This is a genomic window from Cupriavidus gilardii (genome assembly GCF_013347325.1).
GTDB lineage: Bacteria > Pseudomonadota > Gammaproteobacteria > Burkholderiales > Burkholderiaceae > Cupriavidus > Cupriavidus gilardii.
The window spans coordinates 79,755-99,712 of the sequence record NZ_CP054624.1 but is presented as its reverse complement, the minus strand read 5'-3'; the positions used below and the strand labels follow the sequence as shown (position 1 = coordinate 99,712).

Annotated in this window: 19 protein-coding genes; 8 read left to right on the top strand and 11 right to left on the bottom strand. The window is 69.3% G+C overall.

The features are described from left to right. Positions 1-46 precede the first annotated feature (46 nt). A complete protein-coding gene (locus tag FOB47_RS00400; RefSeq protein ID WP_174779655.1) occupies positions 47-814 on the bottom strand; it encodes a GntR family transcriptional regulator in 768 nt (255 codons plus the stop codon). A 375-nt stretch (positions 815-1,189) separates the two neighbouring features. Between FOB47_RS00400 and FOB47_RS00395 the strand changes: the two genes are divergently transcribed. Beyond that, the gene (locus tag FOB47_RS00395; protein ID WP_174779654.1) at positions 1,190-1,687 is read left to right on the top strand and encodes an acyl-CoA thioesterase; all 498 of its coding nucleotides are present in this window, start codon (positions 1,190-1,192) and stop codon (positions 1,685-1,687) included. 49 nt (positions 1,688-1,736) lie between these two features. Here the strand turns inward: FOB47_RS00395 and FOB47_RS00390 are convergent, their stop codons facing one another. Then, entirely contained in the window at positions 1,737-3,254 is a 1,518-nt protein-coding gene (locus FOB47_RS00390; protein WP_174779653.1) for a sensor histidine kinase, read from the bottom strand. Between the two features lie 279 nt (positions 3,255-3,533). On the opposite strand from FOB47_RS00390, the gene FOB47_RS00385 reads away from it, so the two are divergent. Together FOB47_RS00385 and FOB47_RS00380 are read left to right on the top strand one after the other, a co-directional pair. Next, a complete protein-coding gene (locus tag FOB47_RS00385) occupies positions 3,534-4,442 on the top strand; it encodes a DMT family transporter (protein WP_174779652.1) in 909 nt (302 codons plus the stop codon). Positions 4,443-4,659: 217 nt separating this feature from the next. Then, on the top strand, positions 4,660-5,100 hold the full coding sequence (locus FOB47_RS00380) for an HU family DNA-binding protein (RefSeq protein WP_053824472.1): 441 nt from the start codon (positions 4,660-4,662) through the stop codon (positions 5,098-5,100). Positions 5,101-5,218: 118 nt separating this feature from the next. Here the strand turns inward: FOB47_RS00380 and FOB47_RS00375 are convergent, their stop codons facing one another. Next, the gene (locus FOB47_RS00375; protein WP_082371890.1) at positions 5,219-5,530 is read right to left on the bottom strand and encodes a hypothetical protein; all 312 of its coding nucleotides are present in this window, start codon (positions 5,528-5,530) and stop codon (positions 5,219-5,221) included. Positions 5,531-5,811: 281 nt separating this feature from the next. After that, a complete protein-coding gene (locus FOB47_RS00370) occupies positions 5,812-6,621 on the bottom strand; it encodes a GntR family transcriptional regulator (protein WP_174779651.1) in 810 nt (269 codons plus the stop codon). A 111-nt stretch (positions 6,622-6,732) separates the two neighbouring features. Here FOB47_RS00370 and FOB47_RS00365 point away from each other — a divergent pair, with 111 nt between their 5' ends. Together FOB47_RS00365 and FOB47_RS00360 are read left to right on the top strand one after the other, a co-directional pair. Then, positions 6,733-7,575, top strand: a complete 843-nt coding sequence (locus tag FOB47_RS00365; protein ID WP_244959241.1) for an enoyl-CoA hydratase/isomerase family protein — start codon at positions 6,733-6,735, stop codon at positions 7,573-7,575. A gap of 37 nt (positions 7,576-7,612) precedes the next feature. Beyond that, positions 7,613-8,845, top strand: coding sequence for a CaiB/BaiF CoA transferase family protein (locus FOB47_RS00360; protein ID WP_174779650.1), 1,233 nt, complete (start codon positions 7,613-7,615; stop codon positions 8,843-8,845). Between the two features lie 71 nt (positions 8,846-8,916). On the opposite strand, the gene FOB47_RS00355 is transcribed toward FOB47_RS00360, so the two are convergent. From FOB47_RS00355 to FOB47_RS00345, 3 genes are read right to left on the bottom strand one after another with little or no spacing between them, the layout of a single operon-like run. Beyond that, positions 8,917-12,048 (bottom strand): efflux RND transporter permease subunit, encoded by a 3,132-nt coding sequence (locus FOB47_RS00355; protein WP_174780795.1) that lies wholly within the window; start codon positions 12,046-12,048, stop codon positions 8,917-8,919. A 13-nt stretch (positions 12,049-12,061) separates the two neighbouring features. Continuing rightward, on the bottom strand, positions 12,062-13,243 hold the full coding sequence (locus tag FOB47_RS00350; RefSeq protein WP_053824474.1) for an efflux RND transporter periplasmic adaptor subunit: 1,182 nt from the start codon (positions 13,241-13,243) through the stop codon (positions 12,062-12,064). A 34-nt stretch (positions 13,244-13,277) separates the two neighbouring features. Then, positions 13,278-14,711, bottom strand: coding sequence for a TolC family protein (locus tag FOB47_RS00345; protein WP_244959240.1), 1,434 nt, complete (start codon positions 14,709-14,711; stop codon positions 13,278-13,280). A gap of 305 nt (positions 14,712-15,016) precedes the next feature. Between FOB47_RS00345 and FOB47_RS00340 the strand changes: the two genes are divergently transcribed. Then, a complete protein-coding gene (locus FOB47_RS00340) occupies positions 15,017-15,781 on the top strand; it encodes a sulfite exporter TauE/SafE family protein (protein WP_174779649.1) in 765 nt (254 codons plus the stop codon). Positions 15,782-15,829: 48 nt separating this feature from the next. On the opposite strand, the gene FOB47_RS00335 is transcribed toward FOB47_RS00340, so the two are convergent. Further along, entirely contained in the window at positions 15,830-16,450 is a 621-nt protein-coding gene (locus FOB47_RS00335) for a DUF938 domain-containing protein (protein ID WP_174779648.1), read from the bottom strand. Positions 16,451-16,581: 131 nt separating this feature from the next. Between FOB47_RS00335 and FOB47_RS00330 the strand changes: the two genes are divergently transcribed. After that, the gene (locus tag FOB47_RS00330) at positions 16,582-17,196 is read left to right on the top strand and encodes an IMPACT family protein (protein ID WP_174779647.1); all 615 of its coding nucleotides are present in this window, start codon (positions 16,582-16,584) and stop codon (positions 17,194-17,196) included. After that, positions 17,193-17,537, top strand: a complete 345-nt coding sequence (locus tag FOB47_RS00325; protein ID WP_174779646.1) for a 2Fe-2S iron-sulfur cluster-binding protein — start codon at positions 17,193-17,195, stop codon at positions 17,535-17,537. Before FOB47_RS00330 ends, FOB47_RS00325 begins: the two co-directional genes overlap by 4 nt. A gap of 11 nt (positions 17,538-17,548) precedes the next feature. Here the strand turns inward: FOB47_RS00325 and FOB47_RS00320 are convergent, their stop codons facing one another. The 3 genes from FOB47_RS00320 to FOB47_RS00310 all read right to left on the bottom strand — a co-directional run bounded on the left by FOB47_RS00320 (position 17,549) and on the right by FOB47_RS00310 (position 19,920). Then, positions 17,549-18,700, bottom strand: coding sequence for an extracellular catalytic domain type 1 short-chain-length polyhydroxyalkanoate depolymerase (locus FOB47_RS00320; protein ID WP_174779645.1), 1,152 nt, complete (start codon positions 18,698-18,700; stop codon positions 17,549-17,551). A gap of 92 nt (positions 18,701-18,792) precedes the next feature. Continuing rightward, positions 18,793-19,548: a sulfite exporter TauE/SafE family protein gene (locus FOB47_RS00315; RefSeq protein WP_174779644.1), complete on the bottom strand. Its 756-nt coding sequence runs from the start codon at positions 19,546-19,548 to the stop codon at positions 18,793-18,795. A 9-nt stretch (positions 19,549-19,557) separates the two neighbouring features. Continuing rightward, positions 19,558-19,920, bottom strand: coding sequence for an antibiotic biosynthesis monooxygenase family protein (locus FOB47_RS00310; protein WP_174779643.1), 363 nt, complete (start codon positions 19,918-19,920; stop codon positions 19,558-19,560). Between the last annotated feature and the right edge of the window lie 38 nt (positions 19,921-19,958).

The window sequence follows — 19,958 nt, the reverse complement described above, 5'->3', positions numbered from 1 at the left end:
CGATCGAATTGAAATCGGTTGGGGATAGGTGAGCCGGCCTGCTGGATCATCCGGCCAGGCCGCCCGGGTCGAGCAGATCGAAGTCGAGGCAGACGTATTCGGTCGGAAATTCGATGCGCGCGTAATAGACGATCACGCCACCGGCGCATGCGTGGCGGCGCAGTTCGGCGACCGGCGCGCCGACCGGCAGCGCCAGCGCGGCGGCCGATTCCGCACCGGCCGCGATGATCGACAGCCGCTGGCGGGCGCTCGATACCCGCAGCCCCGGAAAGCGATCCAGCACCGGCACCGACGCGCCCTGCCGGAACGCGCGCGGATTGCGCGCGAACAGGCCTTCCTCGATATAGACCTCGCCGATCGCGAAGGGCCGGCCGTCGAGCCGGTGCAGCCGGCGCAGGAAGTGGTAGGCGGGCGCGCGCTCGGCCTCGCACGGCATGCCGAGCTCGTCGGGCAACGGCACGCTGCCCGCGGACTCGACCAGCGCCTCGGTGCCGAGCTGCTCGCCGACCTCGACCGCCTGGCCCCAGGTGACCGGCAGCGACACCGGCCGGCGCCGCTTGCAACCGCCCTTGACGAAGGTGCCGCGGCCGCGCGAGCGCGCGATCAGGCCTTCGTCGTCGAGTACCGACAGCGCGTGATGCATCGTCATGCGCGCGACCCCGTACTGCCGGCACAGGTCCTCGAGCGAAGGGATCCGTTCGCCGGGCCGCCAGACCCCGCTCTCGATGCGGCGGCGAAAGATGGTCGCCAGCTGCAGATAGACCGGCTCGCGGCTGCGCGACAACAGTTCGGTCGAGGACAGGGAATCGGACATCGATGGGCGGCAGACGGTGGGGCCGAAGCGCGGCGCAGGGCAGCGGACGGGCCCGATGCAAACGAACGCGCGGCCCCGGGAAACGCACTCAGTGAGCGAACTCGGTCACCGAACTCAGTGAGCGGACTCGGCGAACTGCCACTGTAATAAGGTCTAGTTACCTATACCACTAGGGTTTACCGCGGGTTGGTGCGGCATCACGCAGTCAGCGGCGGGACGGCAATGGCAAGTTCCGCTTACGTGCGCAGCCCCTCGTCTACCCGCAAAGGTTGGGTGACGTCCGTGCAGGGTCTCCGGCCAGAATGCGCCATGCCCCCTCTCCCCCGGGGGCAAGCGAGGCTGCCGCTCGCAGCCATTGATCCAGGAGCTTTTTCCATGTTGATGCGTGACGTGATTCCCCACATCCTGAACCGCGGTACCGGCCAGTTGGCGCAGGACCAGGTCGAGACCCCTCCCCGCAAGACGTTCCACCACACGATCGACATCTATCTGAAGGATTCCAACGCCTTCATGAACACCTACTTCGCGCGCTATTTCGAATGGCAGGGCATCTGCCGCGAGCGCTGGTTCCACGAGTGCATCCACGGCAACCTGCTGGCCGCGGGCGGCGTCTTCGTGACCAAGCGCGCGCACCAGGAATATGTCGAGGAGACCTTCCCGTTCCAGCGTGTGGACTGCTACCTGAACACCTTCCAGGTCAAGCAGTGCTCGGCGTATCTGCTGTTCCGCTTCTGCGTCGACGAGCGGCCGGTTTCGCTGGGCTACCAGCAGATCGTGTTCGCCGACAAGGACAAGCGGATCGCGCGATTCCCGAAGGAGATCGTCGAGCGGGTCAAGGAGTATGAGGTCAGCGCGCCGGTGCTGGCCAACTAGCAGCGAAGCAGGTCGGCCGCTCGGGCTGACCTGCGGCACGGCCGTCGCGTCAGGCGGCCGTGCCGTGGCCCAGTGGCTGGATCGACTGCATCGGCTGCATCGGCTCGATCCGCTCGAGCGCATCGAGCGGGCCGATCGCGGCGGCCGCGTGCGCCGGCTCCGGCGGCTCGGCCGCCACCGCGACCGGCAGATGCAGCGTGAAGACGGTATGGCGGCCCGGCGCCGATTGGCAGTCGATGCGGCCGCCGAAGGCCTCCATCACGCGCCGGCAGAACGCCAGCCCCATGCCGGCGCCGCTGCCGTGCGGCTTGGTCGAGAACAACGGATCGAAGATGCGCGGCAGCACGTCCGCCGGAATCCCGGGACCGGTATCGCGCACGCGCAGCTGATAGAAGCCGCCCGATTCGCGCGCCGAGATCTCGATGCGGCCGCCGTCTGCGGCGCCGGCCTGATGTGCGCGCATCGCCTGCAGCGCGTTCTTCAACAGATTGAACAACACGTAGACCAGCAGCGTGTCGGAGCCGCGGAAGCGCCAGCCGTCCGGTATCGCCCGCACCGAAACCCGTTCGCGCTCGCCGGCGCGGAACGGGTAGCGTTCCAGCGCGGACTGGACGCATTGCGCGACGCCGTGCGGCACGAAGCTGCCGCGGTCGAGCCGCTCCAGCGTGATCGAGGCCAGCGCCATTTCGATCACGGCCTGGGTGCCGTCGACCTCGCCACGGATCGCGCGAAGCAGCGTCGGCAGCCGCTCGAGCTGGCCGGGGCGCAGGCCATCTTCGATCAGGCCATGCTCGACGGCGCGGCGATAGCCGTCCAGCACGGTCGGCCAGACCGCCGCCAGTTCCTGCGTCTGCATGCGGATGGTCGCCAGCGGCGTGCGCACTTCGTGGGCCACGGTGGCCGCCAGCGAGTATGGATGCATCAGGTCGTAGCGGACGATCGACAGCGCGATGATGCCCAGGCTCACCGCGATGAAGACCACGCCCGGCGGATAGAAGTCGTGGCCGTAATTGACCGCATAGTCGATCGCGGCCAGCGAATACAGGCCCAGGCTCCACAGGCACAGCGTCAGGCGCTGGCGCTTCTCGCCCACCGCGTTGCGCCGCGCATCGAGCAGCAGCCAGCCGCTGCGCAGCGCCAGCAGCACGGTCTGCGCGACATGGACCGGGTGCAGGATCCCGGCGCGCGGGTAGTTGCCGAAGCCGTAGAGGTAGTAATCGGCGACCAGCCGATCGGATGTCAGCAATACCACCGCGAGCAACAGCGACATGCCGTAGGACACCAGCAGCCACGGCCGCTCGCCGCGGCGCTCGGTTACCTCGGTGATGAAGTGATAGAAGGTGGTCGGCAGGAAGACGATGAACAGATAGCCGACCTTGGCCAGCAGCAGCGCCACGTCGGGATGCGTGGTCTGGAACAGGAAGGCCCAGGTTCCCTGCCACGCGAACGTCGTCGCGCACATCAGGAAGAACGTCGTGGTCAGACGCGTGACGCCCCTCGTCACCAGCACGTAGAGGCCGTAACCGAGAAAGATCGACGAGACGAAGGCGGGCAGGATGGCGTACATGACGTGACCGTTTGAGCTGCCAGACCGGCGGAAAGCGGACATGGTATGCCCTAACGCTGCGCCGCCGTACTGATTTCGGTTGCACTCTGCGGTAACCGAGGTTGAATACGCCATCCCCGATCGGGGGTAGCACGCCGGTAGGGTTGCGAGCGCGCAATCCCCCTGCAAAAGCGGGGCCTGGCGCATGCGAACCCCCCGTTGGCGGCATAATGCGCGCTCCAGTGTCTACGCCACCGCGCCGCCGGCATCGACGCCTGCGCGCTCGCCCCCTCCTTTCGCATGCCCACCTCCCCGATCGCCGGCTCGCGCGCCGGCTGGCTGACCCTCTTCCTGCTGGCCTTTCCGCCGTTGAGCTGGGCCGGCAACGCCATCGTCGGCCATCTGGCGGCCGGCGCCGTGCCGCCGATCACGCTCAATTTCCTGCGCTGGCTGCTGGCCGGGCTGCTGCTGACGCCGCTGGCGTGGAGCGGCGTGCGCGAGCACGCGGCCGCGTTGCGGCGCCACGCGGGACTGATCCTCGCCCTCGGCGTGCTGTCGATCGCCAGCTATAACGCGCTGCAATATCTGGCGCTGACGACGTCGACGCCGATCAACGTGACGCTGATCGGCGCATCGATGCCGCTGTTCCTGCTGGCGGTCGGCGTGACGTTCTTTCGTGAGCCGGCCACGCGCAGCCATATCGCGGGCGCGCTGCTGTGCCTGGTCGGCGTGACCTTCGTGCTGGTGCGCGGCGAACTGGGCCGGCTCGCGCAACTCGACTTCGTGCCCGGCGACCTGTTCATGCTGGCCGCGACGCTGGCCTGGAGCGGCTATACGTGGCTGCTGCGCAAGCAGCGGCCGGCGCTGCCGCTGATCGTGCTGCTGTACGCGCAGATCGTCGCCGGCGTGGCGGTCAGCGTGCCCTTCGTCGCCTGGGAGCTCGGCATCGACGGCCAGGCCATCGTCTGGAGCACCAGGACGGTCGGCATCCTCGCCTACGTCGCCACGGTGCCGTCGCTGCTGGCGTATTTCGCCTGGGATCGCGCGGTCGCGCGTGCCGGCGCGCAGCTGCCGGTGTTCTTCGTCACGCTGACGCCGGCCTTTGCGGCGATCCTGTCCACGCTGCTGCTGGGCGAGTGGCCGAGCTGGTATCACGGCGTCGAACTGGCCGCGATCGTGGCCGGGATCTGGGTCGCGCAACGCCGCTGATCGGGGCACCGAATCGGAGCGCGCACGGCATCGCGACGGCGACGAGCGCGGGGATGGTGGCATCCGCGCGACACATTGCTTGGCCCAACCGCCAAATCACGCCGAAAACCCCTTGAAAATAGGCACCGTTCGCCCGTTTTGCTATTCTGTGCGCGGCGCTGCCCGGCGGCATCCGACGGTACTGCGCTCCAACATTGAACCTGTTCACGACATCGATATGGCCACCAAAGCTAAACCGACCGCGAAGACTGCAGCAACCAAGACCGCCGCCAAGGCGCCCGCCAAGAAGGCCGCCGCTCCGGTGAAGGCCGCCAAGAAGGCAGCGCCGGCAGCGCCGACGCCCAAGCCGCTGAAGGACACCTTCAACAAGTCCAGCCTGGTGTCGCACCTGGTCGCGCAGACCGAGCTCGATCCGAAGACGGTCAAGACCGTGCTGGCCCAGCTGGAAAGCACCATGATCGGCGCGCTGAACAAGAAGGGCGCGGGCGAATTCACGCTGCCCGGCCTGCTGAAGGTCACCGCCGTGCAAGTGCCCGCCACCAAGAAGCGTTTCGGCAAGAACCCGTTCACCGGCCAGGAGCAGTGGTTCGCTGCCAAGCCGGCGTCGGTCAAGGTCAAGGTCCGCGCGCTGAAGAAGCTGAAGGACGCGGCGCTGTAATCGGCCCGCATCCCCGGCCTGCCTCGGCGCGATACGCGCCGGCACGCAAACCCTCGCCTCGTTGAGGCGAGGGTTTTTTTATTGGTCGCCGCCTGCTGGCCGACGAAGCCGGTGTGCTTTAACGCGTCCAATACCCGGGGCGCCGCACGACATGCCCGTGCGAGTCCCGCACCCAGCGCTCGGGCACATAGCGGTGTCCCGGGCGCGATACGTAATGGCCATGGCCGTGGTGCGGTCGCGCATGGTAGCGATGGTAGTCGTGGCGATAGTCGCGGTGCCGCACATGCGGCGGGGCCGGACGATAGTGCTCGTGCCGATGGTAGCCATGCCGATGATCGTGGCGGTCCGAATGCGCCTGGGCGGGCGAGACAAGACCGAACATCGCGCCGGCGGCCAGCGTTCCGAGTGCGATCAGCAATTGGCGAGTCATGTTTTTCTCCTGATGCGCTGCCCGGCTTGGCGGCGCGTTGAACATGGCTCGACTGTAGCGATGCGGAACGGTCCTGGACGGATGCAGTTGTAAGCCCGTCTCACAGGCGGGCAGACCGCGGAGACTGCCGTGGATACCCTGGCGGCGAACCGCCGCGCCCTCGCCGGCGCCGAAATAGCGGCCCTTGTGCCGCCCCGCCCGGCATGCGGCCCCGCTGCGGTCACCGCGGGGCGCGCACCGGCCACGTAATGCAGCGTTACAGCCGAAATAACTGATTGCGACTATCGCGCCGCCGCGGCCTCGCGCTCACGCGCCGCGCGCATCGCCACCGCCTTCTTCTGCAGCGCGTGCTCGCGCATCAGCGTCTCGACCATGGCGCCATCGCGTGCCAGCAGCGCGGTGACGAAGCGCTGGTGGTCTTCCACGCCGTGGGCCCATTCGTCCCGGTCCTGGTTCGAACGGAAGCGCAGGTTCTGCACGCGCAGATTGAGCCGGCGATGGGTGTCGGCCAGCGTCGGGTTATGGGCGGCGGCGCTGATCGCCAGATGGGTGCCCATGCTGGCCTCGTAGTAGGCGTGCAGATCGCGGGCGGCGTAGGCGTCGAGCATCGCACGATGCAGCCGGGCAATCTGCGCGAGCTCCTCGTCGCTGGCCTTCTCGGCGGCCAGCCGTCCGGTCAGTCCTTCCAGCACCGCCAGCACGTCGAACACATCGGCGACGTCGCGCTCGGACATCGCGATCACCTGCGCGCCGCGCTTGGGCAGCAGCATCACCAGGCCGTCGGCGGCAAGGATCCGGTAGGCCTCGCGCAGCGGCGTGCGCGAGACGCGCAGCCGCTCGCACAGGTCTCGCTCGTTGAGCCAGACGCCGGGCACCAGCGTGCCCTCGATGATCAGTTGCCGCAGGCGCTCGGCCACGACGGCGGCCAGCGTCGGATGCGCGATCGCGAGCGGGTCGTCGCCGTCCGCGGACAGGGACGCCGCGGCGGCGGCTCCGGTACGGCGGCCCCGTTCCCCGCCGGCGCGTGCCGGCGGCAGGTCGGGGGCCAGCGTTGCCGGAGACTGTTCCGGCGCGGTTTCCGGGTAAACCATGGGCGATGCGTCCTTTGTGCGAGCGTTGATTTGGGATATGGTATACCAAATCAACGCTACGGCAAGACGCCATGCGCCGAGCCGCCAGCCAACCCTCCAGGAGCGCCTTCGATGACCGTGACGCCCGCTTCCGCTTCTCCCGACTCCCGCCCGGACTCGCACCAGGGCAACACCGACGACAGCCCGGTGCTGACGCTCCGTGACGGCCCAATCGCCACCGTCGTGCTCAATCGCCCGGCCAAGCTCAACGCGATGACGCTGTCGATGTGGCAGCAGCTGGGCGAGGCCTTCCGCGCGCTGTCCGCCGACGACGGCGTGCGCTGCGTGATCGTGCGCGGCGCCGGCGAGCGCGCCTTCTCCCCCGGCAACGATATCGGCGAGTTCGCCCAGGCGCGCTCGAACAAGGCGCAGGCCACCGCCTACGGCAAGGTGATGCACGCCACCGCGCAGGCGCTGCAGGACTGCCGGCATCCGGTGGTCGCGCAGATCCACGGCATCTGCGTCGGCGGCGGACTGGAGATTGCCGCGATGGCCGACATCCGCATCTGCGGCCAGGGCAGCCGCTTCGGCGCACCGATCAAGAACCTCGGGCTGGTAATGGCCCATGCCGAGATGGCGCCGCTGATCCGGCTGATCGGCGAGTCGCGCACGCTGGAGCTGCTGTTCGAAGGCAGGATCGTCGGCGCCGACGAGGCGCATGGCATGGGGCTGGTATCGCGCGTGGTGCCCGACGACCAGGTCGCCGCCGAAGCGGCCGCGACCGCCCAGCGCATTGCCAGCGGCGCGCCGCTGGTCGCACGCTGGCACAAGAAGTTCGCGCGCCAGCTGGCGGCCGGCACGCCGCTGGGCGAGCGCGAGCGCGACGAGGCATTCGACTGCTTCGACACTGAGGACTTCCGCAGCGGCTACCGCGCCTTCCTGGCCAAGCAGACGCCCGAGTTCCACGGCCGCTGAGCGGCCTCCACCTCGAAGGACAGCGATGGCAACCCCCATGCATTCCGAACGCTCCACGCAGGCCGGTGCCCTCTCCGGCATGCGCGTGCTCGAGCTGGCCCAGATCATGGCCGGCCCGACCTGCGGCATGATGCTGGCCGACCTCGGCGCCGACGTGATCAAGATCGAGAAGACCGACGGCGGCGACGATGCGCGCGGCTACCGCGATCCGCGCATCAACGGCGTGTCGGCACCGTTCCTGATGCTGAACCGGAACAAGCGCGCGATCGCGCTCGATCTGAAGACGCCCGAGGGCAAGGAGGTGCTGCTGCGGATGGTCCGCGACGCCGACGTGCTGATCGAGAACTTCCGCAAGGGCACGCTGGAAAAGCTCGGGCTCGGCTACGACGTGCTGTCGGAGATCAACCCGGGGCTGATCTATTGCGCGATCTCGGGCTATGGCCGCACCGGCCCGGCCGCCGACAAGGGCGGTTTCGACCTGATCGCGCAGGGCTATACCGGGCTGATGAGCATCACCGGCGAGGAAGGCGGTCCGCCGCTGCGCACCGGCAACTCGATCGCCGACATCAATGCTGGCATCCTGGCAGCGGTCGGCATCCTGGCCGCCTATCAGCACAAGCAGAAGACCGGACGCGGCCAGATCGTCGAGACCTCGCTGATCGAGGCCGGACTGCAGCAGCTGTACTGGCATGCGGCGATCCATTTCGCCACCGGCGAATCGCCGGGGCCGAGCGGCTCCGCGCATGTGCTGGCGACCCCGTACCAGGCCTTTCCGACGCAGGACGGCCACATCATCGTCGGGGGTGCCAACGAGAAGAACTGGGAACGGATCGCGCAGGTGCTGGGCCGGCCCGAATGGCTGACCGATCCGCGCTATCGGCTGAACTCGGACCGCATGCGCCACCGCGACACGCTGCTGCCGGCCATGGCCGAGATCCTGCGCACGAAGCCGTCGGCCGAATGGCTGGCGGCGTTCGACGCCGCGGGCGTGCCGGCCGGACCGGTGCATTCGATCGGCGAGGCGCTGTCGCATCCGCAGACGCTGGCGCGCGAAATGGTGGTCGAGCAGCAGCACCCCGAGGCCGGGCCCGTAAAGAGCATCGGACTGCCGATCAAGCTGTCGGAGACGCCGGCGCGGTACGTGCGGCCTTCGCCGCGGCTGGGGGAGGATACGCGGGCGTTGCTGGCGGAATGCGGGTATGGCGAAAAGCAGATCGCCGAAATGCTGCGGGCCGGCGTAGTGAGGGATGTTGCGAGGGCCGAGGGATAAGGGGCGTTGTTTGCCCTCTCCCCCTCACGGGGGAGAGGGTTGGGAGAGGGAGTTGGTTTTACAGCGATCCTTCAAACCACCGCCGCGTCATCCCGCCGAACCTCCACGGCTTCCCCCTCCTCCTCCGCCGCCTCATCCGGCCAGCTGCGGCCGACCATCCATTCGTACAGCGTCGGCAGCACGATCAGCGTCAGCACCGTCGCGGTGATCAGCCCGCCGATGATCACGATCGCCAAAGGCCGCTGCGTCTCCGAGCCGATCGCGCGCGAAACCGCCATCGGGAACAGGCCCAGCATCGCCAGCAGCGCGGTCATCAGCACGGTCCTCAGGCGGTCCATCGACCCGGCCAGCACCGCCTGGCGCAGCGGCAGCCCCTGCTCGCGCAGCTGGTTGAAGTAGGTCACCATCACCACGCCATTGAGCACCGCCTGGCCAAACAGCGCGATAAAGCCGATCGCCGCCGACACCGACAGCGGAATGCCGGTCAGGAACAGCGCGAACACGCCGCCGACCAGCGCGAACGGGATGTTCGACAGGATCAGCGTCGCGCTTTTGAACGACTTGAACGCCTGGAACAGCAGCAGGAAGATCAGCAGCACCGACAGCGGCACCACGATCGACAGCCGCGCCATCGCGCGCTGCTGGTTCTCGAACTCGCCGGACCAGCCGATCTTGACGTCGTCGGCGCGCACGTTCTTCGCCACCAGCGCCTGCATGTCCTTGACCACGCTGCCCATGTCGCGGTCGTGGATGAAGACGCCGATCGACGTGGTGCGCTGGCCGTTCTCGCGGCTGATGTTCATCGCGCCGGACGCCGCATGGAAATGCACCAGCTGCGACAGCGGCACCTGCGCGCCCTCGGCGGTCTGCATCAGGATGTTCGGCAGGTTCGGCAGCGCGCGTTCGCCGGGCGCCAGCCGCACCACCACGCTGAAGTGCTTCTCGCCCTCCCACAGCTCGGTGGCTGCCTTGCCGGCGAGCGCGGTTTCCATCAGGTCCTGCACGTCCGCCACATTGATGCCGTAGCGCGCCGCCTGGGCCCGGTCGAAGTCGAGCAGATACTGCGGCAGCTCGCCGTCGCGGTCGATGAAGGCGCGCATCACGCCGGGGACGGTCTGCACGTTGGCGAGGATCTGGTCGGCCACGCGCTTGTTCTGTTCGAGGCTGTCGCTCTGCACCTTGATGACGATCTGGCCCTTGATCTGCGAGATGCTCTCGAGGATGTTGTCGCGCACCGGCTGCGAGAAGTTCGGCTCGATGCCGGGCAGCTTGCGCAGATTGGCGTTGATCTCGCCGATGATGCGGCGCTTGTCGAAGCCGCGCCGCCACTGCGCTTCCGGCTTCAGGTCGACCAGGATCTCGACCGTATTGATCAGCTTCGGATCGGTGCCGTCGTCGGGCCGCCCGACCTTGGAGATGGTCGACTTGACCTCCGGCGTCTGCCGTATCGTCCGGCGCAGCCGGGCCGCCTGCTCGCGCGCCTCGTCGGTCGATACCGAGGCCGGCAGGTCGAAGCTGACCCACATCGCGCCCTCGTCGAGCTCGGGCAGGAATTCGCTGCCGAGCAGCTTGCCGACGCCGACGGTGACCACCAGCAGCGCCACCGCGCTGGCGACGACCGCGCGCTTGTGGTCCAGCGCCCACGCCAGCATCGGCGCATAGGCGCGCTTGCACAGCCGCACCACCGCGTTGTCGTGGTGCGCGATGTCCTTCTTCAGCAGCAGGTAGCACAGCAGCGGCACCAGCGTCAGCGACACGATCAGCGACCCGACCAGCGCGCCCGTCACCGTGTACGCCATCGGCGCGAAGATCTTTCCCTCGTGGCGCTGCAGCGTGAAGATCGGCAGGTGCGCCGCGATGATGATCACCATCGAGAACACCGTGGGGCGGCCGACCTCGGTGGTCGCGCGCGCGATCGCCTGCAGGCGTGCGCGGCTGTCGCGGATCTTCTGCTCCTTCAGCTCGCCGAGGCGCTTGAAAATGTTCTCGACCACGATCACCGCGCCGTCGACGATGATGCCGAAGTCCATCGCCCCCAGCGACAGCAGGTTGGCCGGAATGCCGACCCAGGTCAGGCCGAGGAACGTCGACAGCAGCGCCAGCGGAATCACCAGCGCGACGATCGCCGCGGCACGGACGTTGGCCAGGAACAGGTACAGCACCGCCATCACCAGCAGCGCGCCCTCGACCAGGTTGCCGAACACCGTGTGCAGCGTCTTGTCGATCAGGTCGGCGCGGTCGTAGTACGGCACGATCTCGACGCCGCGCGGCAGGATCTGCTCGTTGAGCTGGGCGATCTTCGCCTTCAGCGCCGTCAGCACCTCGGACGGATTTTCGCCCTTGCGCATCACCACGATGCCGGAGACGATGTCCTCTTCGTCATCCTGCGCCATCAGGCCCTGCCGCGGCGCGGCGCCGACGCGCACCTCGGCGATGTCCTTGACCAGGATCGGCGTGCCGTTGACCTCCGAGACCACCACGTTGGCGATATCGGCCGAGCTGCGGAAACTGCCCAGCGAGCGCAGCAGATACTGCTGCCGCCCTTGCGCGACCGCGCCGCCGCCCGCGTTCGAGTTGCCGCGCTGCAGCGCCTCGAACAGCTGCGCCAGCGAGACATGCGCGTCGCGCATCCGCGCCAGGTTCGGGTTGACCTCGTACTGCTTGATGGTGCCGCCGATCGTCACCAGGTCCGCGACGCCGGGCACCTGGCGCAGGTTCTTCTCGACCACCCAGTCCTGCAGCGTGCGCAGCTCCTGCGGCGTATGGCCCTTGCCCTTCAGCCGGAAGCGGTAGATCTCGCCGATCGCGGTCGACAGCGGGGCCAGGTCGGGCTGCACGCCGTCGGGCAGATCGACGCCGCGCAGGCGCTCGATCACCTGCTGGCGCGCGGTGACGTCGGTAGCCTTGTCGTTGAAGGTCACCATCAGATAGGACAGGCCAAACTGCGTGTGCGAGAACACCCGCACCGAATTGGGCGTGCCGGCCAGCGCGGTCTCGATCGGGATCGTGACCTGGCGCTCGACCTCTTCGGCCGCGCGGCCCGGATACAGCGTGATCACGTTGACCTGCACGTCCGAGACATCAGGGAAGGCCTCGATCGGCAGGTTCTTGAAGGCCGCCAGGCCGGCGGCGACGAACAGCGCCAGCCCCATCCAGACGAACAGCTTCTGGTGCAGCGCGAAATGGACGATGCGCGAGATCATGACGCGGCCGCCCTCATCGAGCTTGCTGGCGCAGCGCGGCCTGCGCCGCGCTCGCATCGCGCAGGATGTCCTGCAGATAGAGATTGCCTTCGGTCACCACCTGCATGCCGGCCTCGAGCCCGGACACCACTTCGGTGACACCGGGCAGGCTGGCGCCAATCTTGACCTCGCGGCGCTCGAAGCGATGCGCATCGACGCGGACGAACACATAGTGATGGTTGTCGGCGAGGAACACCGCCCTGGCGGGCACCGCGATGCCGTCGAAGCCGGCGGCCTCGATGCGCGCGGTGACGAACATCTCGGCCTTGAGCTTGCGCTGCGGGTTCGGCACCGACAGACGCACCTTGATGCTGCGCGCGGCGGGGTCGACGTAGTCGGCGATCTTGACGACCTTCGCCGGGAAGGACTCGCCTGGATAGGCGGTGGAGCTCAGCGTCACGCTGCCGCCCGTGCGGAACAGCGCCAGATCGGCCTCGGCCGCGTCGAGCTGCGCCCACAGGTCGGCGGGATCGGTCAGCAGGAACAGCGGCGCGGCCGGCGGCTGGTCCGGCCGCAGCTGCATGCCAGGGTTCAGGTTGCGTTCGACCACCAGGCCCGAGATCGGCGCGCGCAGCGCGAAGCGATCCGGCGCGCCAACGCCCACGCTCCCCGGCTTGCCCAGTTCGCCGCCGACCTGCCGGAGCGCCGCCTGCGCACGCTGCAGTTCGGCACTGGCGCGCGCGGCCTCGGCCTGCGCCTGCTCCAGGTCCTTCTGCGCGACGATGCCGGCGCCATACAGCTCGCGTTGCCGCGCCAGCCCCTTGGACGCCAGCGCGGCATCGGCGGCCGCCTTGCGCGCGTCGGCCTGCGCCGCGCCGAAGTCGGGTGAGGACAGCAGCGCCAGCGGCTGGCCCGCGGCGACGGTGGTACCGGGCTGCACCAGGATCTCGGCGACGCGCCCGGCGAACGGGCTGGTCACGCGCACGGTACGGTCCTCGTTCCAGACCAGCCGGCCGGGCAGCGTCAGCACGCGCTCGGCGCCGCGCCGCACCGGCTCGGCGGAAACGCCGGGCAAGGACTTGACCGTATCGGGGAAGATGATGGCCGCACCTTCGACGCGCGGCGACTCGGACTCCGGTTCGGCCTTGCGGCCGCATGCGTTCAGGCCCAGCAGTGTGCCAAGCAGGACGATCGTCAACAGGGAACGGAGGGTCATGGCGACGGGGATCGGAAAGCCGGAAGGTGTCCGGCTAGTGGACGGAAAGGTAGGGAGCGACGTCTTGCAGCGGCAGATCGGCAGGGCCGGCCGCGGGCCCGGCGACCAGGTCATCCGCGGTGCGCGTGGCGGCCAGATAGGCGGACAGCGCCTTGGCATAGGTTCCCCGCGCCTGCGCGGCGTCGAGTCGCGTCTGCCGCAGCGCGCGGCGTGCATCGAGCAGCTCCAGCACGCCGATTGCGCCCTTGCCGAACGCGAACTCGGCATCGGCGGCGACGCGCTCGGCCGCGGGCAGCACCGCCTCGTCGATCTGGCGCAGCGATTCGCGCGCGGCATCGAGCGCGGTCCGCAGCCGGCCAACCTCGTTGCCGGCGGCCAGCAGCACGCGGTTGCGCTCGTCCAGCGCCGCGTAGTAATCGACCTCGGCGCGCTGCGCTTCGCCGCCATAGCTGTGGCGGACATACAGCGGGATGCTGACGAACACGCCGAAGCTGTTGCCGCTGCCCTGCTGGTTGGTGGCCGAGACCGGATAGCGCTCGGCCTGCGCGCCGACCGTCACGTCGGGCACGCGACCCGCGCGCGCCAGTTCGCGCGCGGCCGCGGCGGCCTGCAGACGTGCCTGCGCGGCGGCAACATCGGGCCGCGCCTGCAGCGCCTGCTCGTCGAGCGTGGGCACCGGCTCGTCAAGGCCCGGCCACTGCGGCGACAGCGCGACGTCCTGCAGCGTGCCGCCGATGCCGATGCGCTGCGCCAGCTCGGCCAGGTCGCGCTGATGATCGGCGCGGGCGTCGCGCCAGTCGGCGCGGGCGCGCAGGCCGTCGAGCTCGAGCCGGGTCACGTCGGCGCGCGACAGGTCGCCGGCCTTGTAGCGGATCTGATTGGCCTGCTGGGCGCGCTCGTACAGCGCCAGCGTCTGCGCCAGCACGTCGACGCGCTGCTGGCTGACCGCCGCATCGAAAAAGGCCTGTTCCAGCGCGGCGATCTGCTGCACGGTGGCCGCCTGCACCTGGCGGCCAGCGGCCTCGTTGGCCGCCTGCGCCGTCCTGACCCGCAGGCCGGCCTTGTTGGCGGTCTCGATCACCTGGTCGATGCGCACCGTCGAGTCGACGGTCTTGTTGCGCCAGCTGCCGGCACCGACGCCGGCGTGCGGGTTGATGTTCTCCACGCCCACGCTCAGCACCGGGTTCGGACGCTGCCCGGCGATCTGGATGTCGGCCTCGCTGGCCTGCACGGCCCGGCGTGCGGCGATCAGCTCCGGATTGCAGCGCAGCGCGAGCGCGCGCGCCTCGGACAACGTCAGCGTCGCGCCGGCGCCGGGCGCGCGGCATTCGCCGTCCGGCTGCGTTGCGACGGCAGTGGACGGCGGCGCAGCGGCGGCGAAGCGGGCTGGCGCGCCCAGCAGCAGCGAGGCAGCGATCGCCGCGAGCAACAGGCGGAGATGGGCACAGCGATGACGACGGACATGCACGATGACAGGCTCGATTCAGGCAACGCAGACACGAAGCGCGCCGGCAATGCCGGCGCGACGCGACCGTGCGGCCGCCGCTGCTGGCGCTGTTGGCGCGCGCTATCGGGGGCCTGGCACGATCTCCGGCGGCATTGGAGCGAAACGGGATTTCAATCGGCTTTCAAGTTCTTGACGATTAGCTTGCAGCGCGCGATTCCGAGGGAATGCCCTGAGATCGGCCGTGTGCGCCGTGCGTCCATGTTTTATGATCGATACCTTTGTGCGAGGCGCCGCGGTGGCGCCCGCCACGCCAACCTCGACCGACGATGCCCGATATTCCGCTGCTCCCCGCACTGTTGACGTTTCTTCTTGGCGGTGCGCTCGGCGCGGTCGGCGGGCTGTTCGGCATCGGCGGCGGCCTGATCGCGATCCCCGCGCTGGGCCTGCTCTACGGCATGGACCAGCAACTGGCGCAGGGCACCGCGCTGGTGATGATCGCCCCCAATGTGCTGATCGGCTTCTGGCAGTACCGGCGCCGCGCCGATATCGCGCTGCGTACCGCGCTGGTGCTCGGCCTGTCCGCGGTGCTCGCCACCTATGTCGGCGCGCGGCTGGCGACGGAGATGGACGCGGTGCTGCTGCGGCGGATCTTCGCGCTGTTCATGATCGGCATGGCCGTCTATTTCCTGTGGCGGCTGTTGCCCGGACGCGCGGTCACGGCCCAGCAGCAGCGGCTGTCGCCGCGCTGGATTCCGGCGGTCGGCGTGGTCGGCGGCGCGATGTCCGGGTTCTTTGGCGTGGGCGGCGGCGTGGTCGCGGCGCCGGCGCTGGTCGGCCTGTTCGGCTTCCGCCAGGCGGCGGCGCAAGGGCTGGCACTGGCTCTGGTCACGCCCGGCGCGGTGGTCGCGCTGGCGACCTATGCGCAGGCGCGCCACGTCGACTGGGCCAGCGGCATCCCGCTGTCGCTGGGCGGCATGCTGACGATCTCGTGGGGCGTCGCGCTGGCGCACCGGATGCCCGAACGCCAGCTGCGCGCGTGGTTCTCGGCCTGCCTGATCGCGATCGCGGTGGTGATGCTGGTGCGGGGCTGACAGCCTGGTGCCGGAGGGTGCTCGGCGTGATGCGCGGCCGCGCTCGCGCTAGTTCTTGCGGAACACCACGCTGAAGTTGTTCGCCGGCATCGGCACCGCTTCGTCGAAGCGCAGCCCGACGCTGTCGCCCAGCTCGATCACCGCCTCCATCTCGCGCACGCCCCAGGAAGCATCGCTCGCCCGCAGCTGCTGGTCGAAGATCGCGTTGCTCGGCGACGTGTGCTCGCCGTCGCGACGGTAGGGTCCGTACAGGTAGAGCACGCCGCCGGCAGGCAGCAAGCGCGCGGCGCCGGCGAACAGCGCTTCGGCTGCCCGCCACGGCGCGATATGGATCATGTTGATGCAGACCACGGCATCGGCATGGTCGATGCCCCAGTCGGCCTGGCCCACATCCAGCGCCAACGGGTCGCGCAGATTCGGCAAACCCGCCTCCGCTTTCCACGCCGCAATCGAATGGCGCGCCGCCGGATCCGGGTCGCTGGGCTGCCAGACCCATTCCGGATTGGCCGCGGCGAAGTGCCTGGCGTGCTGGCCGGTGCCGCTGGCGATCTCGAGAATGGTGCCGGCCGGCGGCAGGACGCGCCGCAGCACCTCGAGAATCGGTTCGCGGTTGCGCTCGGCGGCGGGGGCGATGCGGCGGTGATTGGGATGGACGTGGTCAGGCGGCATGGGTATCAGTCGATCAGGCAGCCGGTTCGAACGGCGAGGCTGACAGCCTACCAGCAACGGGCTCTCCGTCGAGCCGAATCGCCACTGCGATACACTGGCCCCGCCGTTGCCATTTCCCCGCTGTCACCGCCTTGCCCACGTACACCCTCTCCTCACCCGTCCACGCCGAGCTCGATATCCGCAAGAGCCGCTTTCTCGCCGTTGCCGTGCCGGTCGCCGATCGCGACGAAGCGATGCGGGTCGTGCAGACGCTGCGTGCCGAGCATCCCACCGCCACGCATTTGTGCTGGGCGCTGCTGGCCGGCGGACAGTCGGGCATGTCGGACGACGGCGAGCCGTCGGGCACCGCGGGGCGGCCGATTCTCGAAGTGCTGCGCCATCACGAGCTCGATGGCGTGCTGGCCGCGGTGGTGCGCTACTACGGCGGCATCAAGCTCGGCGCGGGCGGACTGGTGCGCGCCTATACCGATGCGATCGCCGCCGCGCTCAAGACCGCCGAACGGGTCGAGCGCATCGCGTATGCGAGCTTCGCCGTCGAGGTCGACTATGCCGACGAGGCACGCGTGCGACGCTGGCTCGAACAGACCGGTCACACGTTGGCCGACAGCGCCCATGGTTCGACGGTCAGGCTGATCGTCACGCTGCCCGCCAGCGAAGTCGAAGCCGCGCAGATGGCGTTGCGCAATGCAACACATGGCCGCGCGCAGTTTCCGCGGATGGATCAGGACAACGAGGGACGCCGATGAGCGAGGTGTCCAGCGAGCCGACGAGCAAGCCGACGAGCGAGCCGAACGACGCGCCGCCGCTGCGCGTGCGTATCGCCCCCGCGGGGCTCGAGTTCGCCGCCGAGCCGACGCAATCGATCCTGGAAGCCGCCTTGCGCGCCGGCATTCGCCTGCCCAGTTCCTGCCGCAACGGCACCTGCCGCGCCTGCCTGTGCCGGCTGGCATCCGGCAGCATCCGCTATCGGATCGAATGGCCGGGATTGAGTCCCGACGAGAAGGACGACGGCTATCTGCTGCCCTGCGTGGCCTGCGCGCAATCCGATGTCGAAATCGTCGCGCCCGGTGCGCGGCGGCAGGACTGAGCGAGCCACGCTCAGGCGACCGCGCGCCTTCGTACGGGTGCCGGCGCGACCGCGGCAAAGAACGCCCACGCGATCCGCAGCGCATCGGGTCCCGCCGGATCGGCATAGGCCTGGCTGGCCGCGCCACCGCTCCACGCATGGCCCAGGCCGTCGACACGTACCAGCCGGATATGGAGCCCGCCGTCGCGGCGCCAGTCATGCACCACGACCGGTCGGCGCTCGCCCCGCCGCAGCACGCGCACCGACGGCTGGGCCGCCGCGGCCGGCAACGCGCCCGGGGTCGACAGCGACAACCACAGCGTCGCGCTGGCGATCGCGTTGTCGTAGGCGACCACACGATCGGCATCGCCATGGATCAGCAGCAGCGGCGGCGGCATCCTGCCATGCAATTGCAGCCGCAGGGCCTGCAGCTGCGCGGCCGTGTGCCCGTTCAGCGAGCCGCGCATCACGCGGCCTGCCTGCGTGGCATTGCGGGCCAGATGCGGGGCCGCTCCGGAGTGCGAACCCACCGCGACGAAGCGGTCGGGATAGCGCAGCGCCAGCATCAACGCCATCGCGCCGCCGGCGGATAGTCCCAGCAGATGCACCCGCTCGGGCTGCACCGGATGCATGCGGCAGACATGGTCGATCATCCCCATCAGCAGGCCGGCCTCCGCCGCGGCCTGCGCCTCGCCCCGGAACCAGTTCCAGCAGCGATGCGCATTGGCGCGCGAGGACTGCTCAGGCAGCAGCACGATGCAGCGGCGCGCCCGCGCCAGCGCCGCCACGCGGGTGCAGGCGGCAAAGCTGGCGGCATCCTGCCCGCAGCCATGCAGCAGCACCAGCAAGGGCGCGGGCCGCGACGCGCCGACTCCCGAAGGAATGAACAGCCGATAGTGGCGCTGCGCCAGCGGCCCGAAGCCCCAGATGCCATCCAGCCAGCGACCGCCGCCGCGGCTCGTCGGCGCCGGCACCGGCGAGGCGACACCGGACAACACGCGCCGCGCTTCCTTGCCCTGATGCGCGGCCTGCGTGACGGAATGCGCGACCGTATTGGCGACGGTGCGCGCTACCGATTTGGTGACGTTGCGCGCGACCGCGCGCTGCATCTGCTGCATCTGGCGGGCAGCGGTCTTGCCAAGCTTGGCCCACGGATTGACGGTGCGGCGGCGTTGGGTCGGCATCGGTCAGCCTTGCAAGTTGGCCCGTGGAAAGGTCCACGGCTCGGAAGGCCATTATGCGGCATGCCGATCGCCGGCCCCGGGCAGCCGCCCGGTCAATGCCAGCCGCGCCAGGCCAGATCCGCCCCGAGCAGCAGCAGCCCGATGAAGAACAGCCGCCGGAACAGCGCCGCGCTGATCCGATTGCGCAGCTTCTGGCCCAGCCACATGCCGGCCAGCGCGGGAATCAGCGTCGCCAGCGAGGCGCCGAGCACCGGCGCCTGCCCCAGTACGCCATGCATCAGCAGATTGATCGCCAGCGCCACGGTCGATACCGTGAACGACAGGCCCAACGCCTGCACCAGTTCCTCGCGCGCCAGTCGCAGCCCCTGCAGATACGGCACCGCCGGAATCACCAGCACGCCGGTCACCGCGGTGATCGCGCCGGTGGCCAGGCCGATCAGTGGCGCCAGCCAGCGCTCATGGGCGGCAGGCACGTTCAGCTGCCACGACGACAGCCCGACGGCGGCATAGGCGATCAACGCGATCCCGAGCGCCGCGGTGGCCTGCTGCATCGCCGACGGCGGCGCCAGCGCGCCGGCCACCAGCGTGCCCGCCACGATGCCGAGCAGCATCGGCCAGAGCCGCATCATCAGCGCGCCGAAGCGCGGGCCGGCGGCCAGTTGCACCACATTGGTCACCATCGACGGCGCGACCAGCAGCGCCGCGGCCTGCATCGGCGGCATCACCAGCCCGAGCAGGCCGACGGCGACCGTCGGCAGGCCGAGCCCCACCACGCCCTTGACGAAGCCCGCCAGCAGGAACGTCAGGCCGATGAACAGCGCTTGAGCAACCAGCGTATGCGTATCCATGCCGCGCCCTCACTGACCGTCGGCCGCGGCATCGTGCACGGCACGGCTGTCGCCGGGCGCCTGCTCGCGTCGATGCATGCCATAGTCGCGCAGCACCTGCGCGACCCGCAGCCGGTAGTCGGCGAACACGCCGCCGCGGCCCGCGGCCTGCGCATGGCGGTGCTCGACCGTATTGCGCCAGGCCTGCACGGCCGCCTCGTCGCGGAAGAACGACAGCGACAGCACCTTGCCCGGCGTGCTCAGGCTCTGGAAACGCTCGACGGAGATAAAGCCGTCGATCGCGTCGAGCGTGGGGCGCAACTGCGCGGCGATATCGAGATAGGCATCCTTCTGCCCGGCGGCGAATTCGACTTCAAAGATCACGGCAATCATGGGGGTCCTCATGGAAATCGTGGCGGTCATCGGAATCC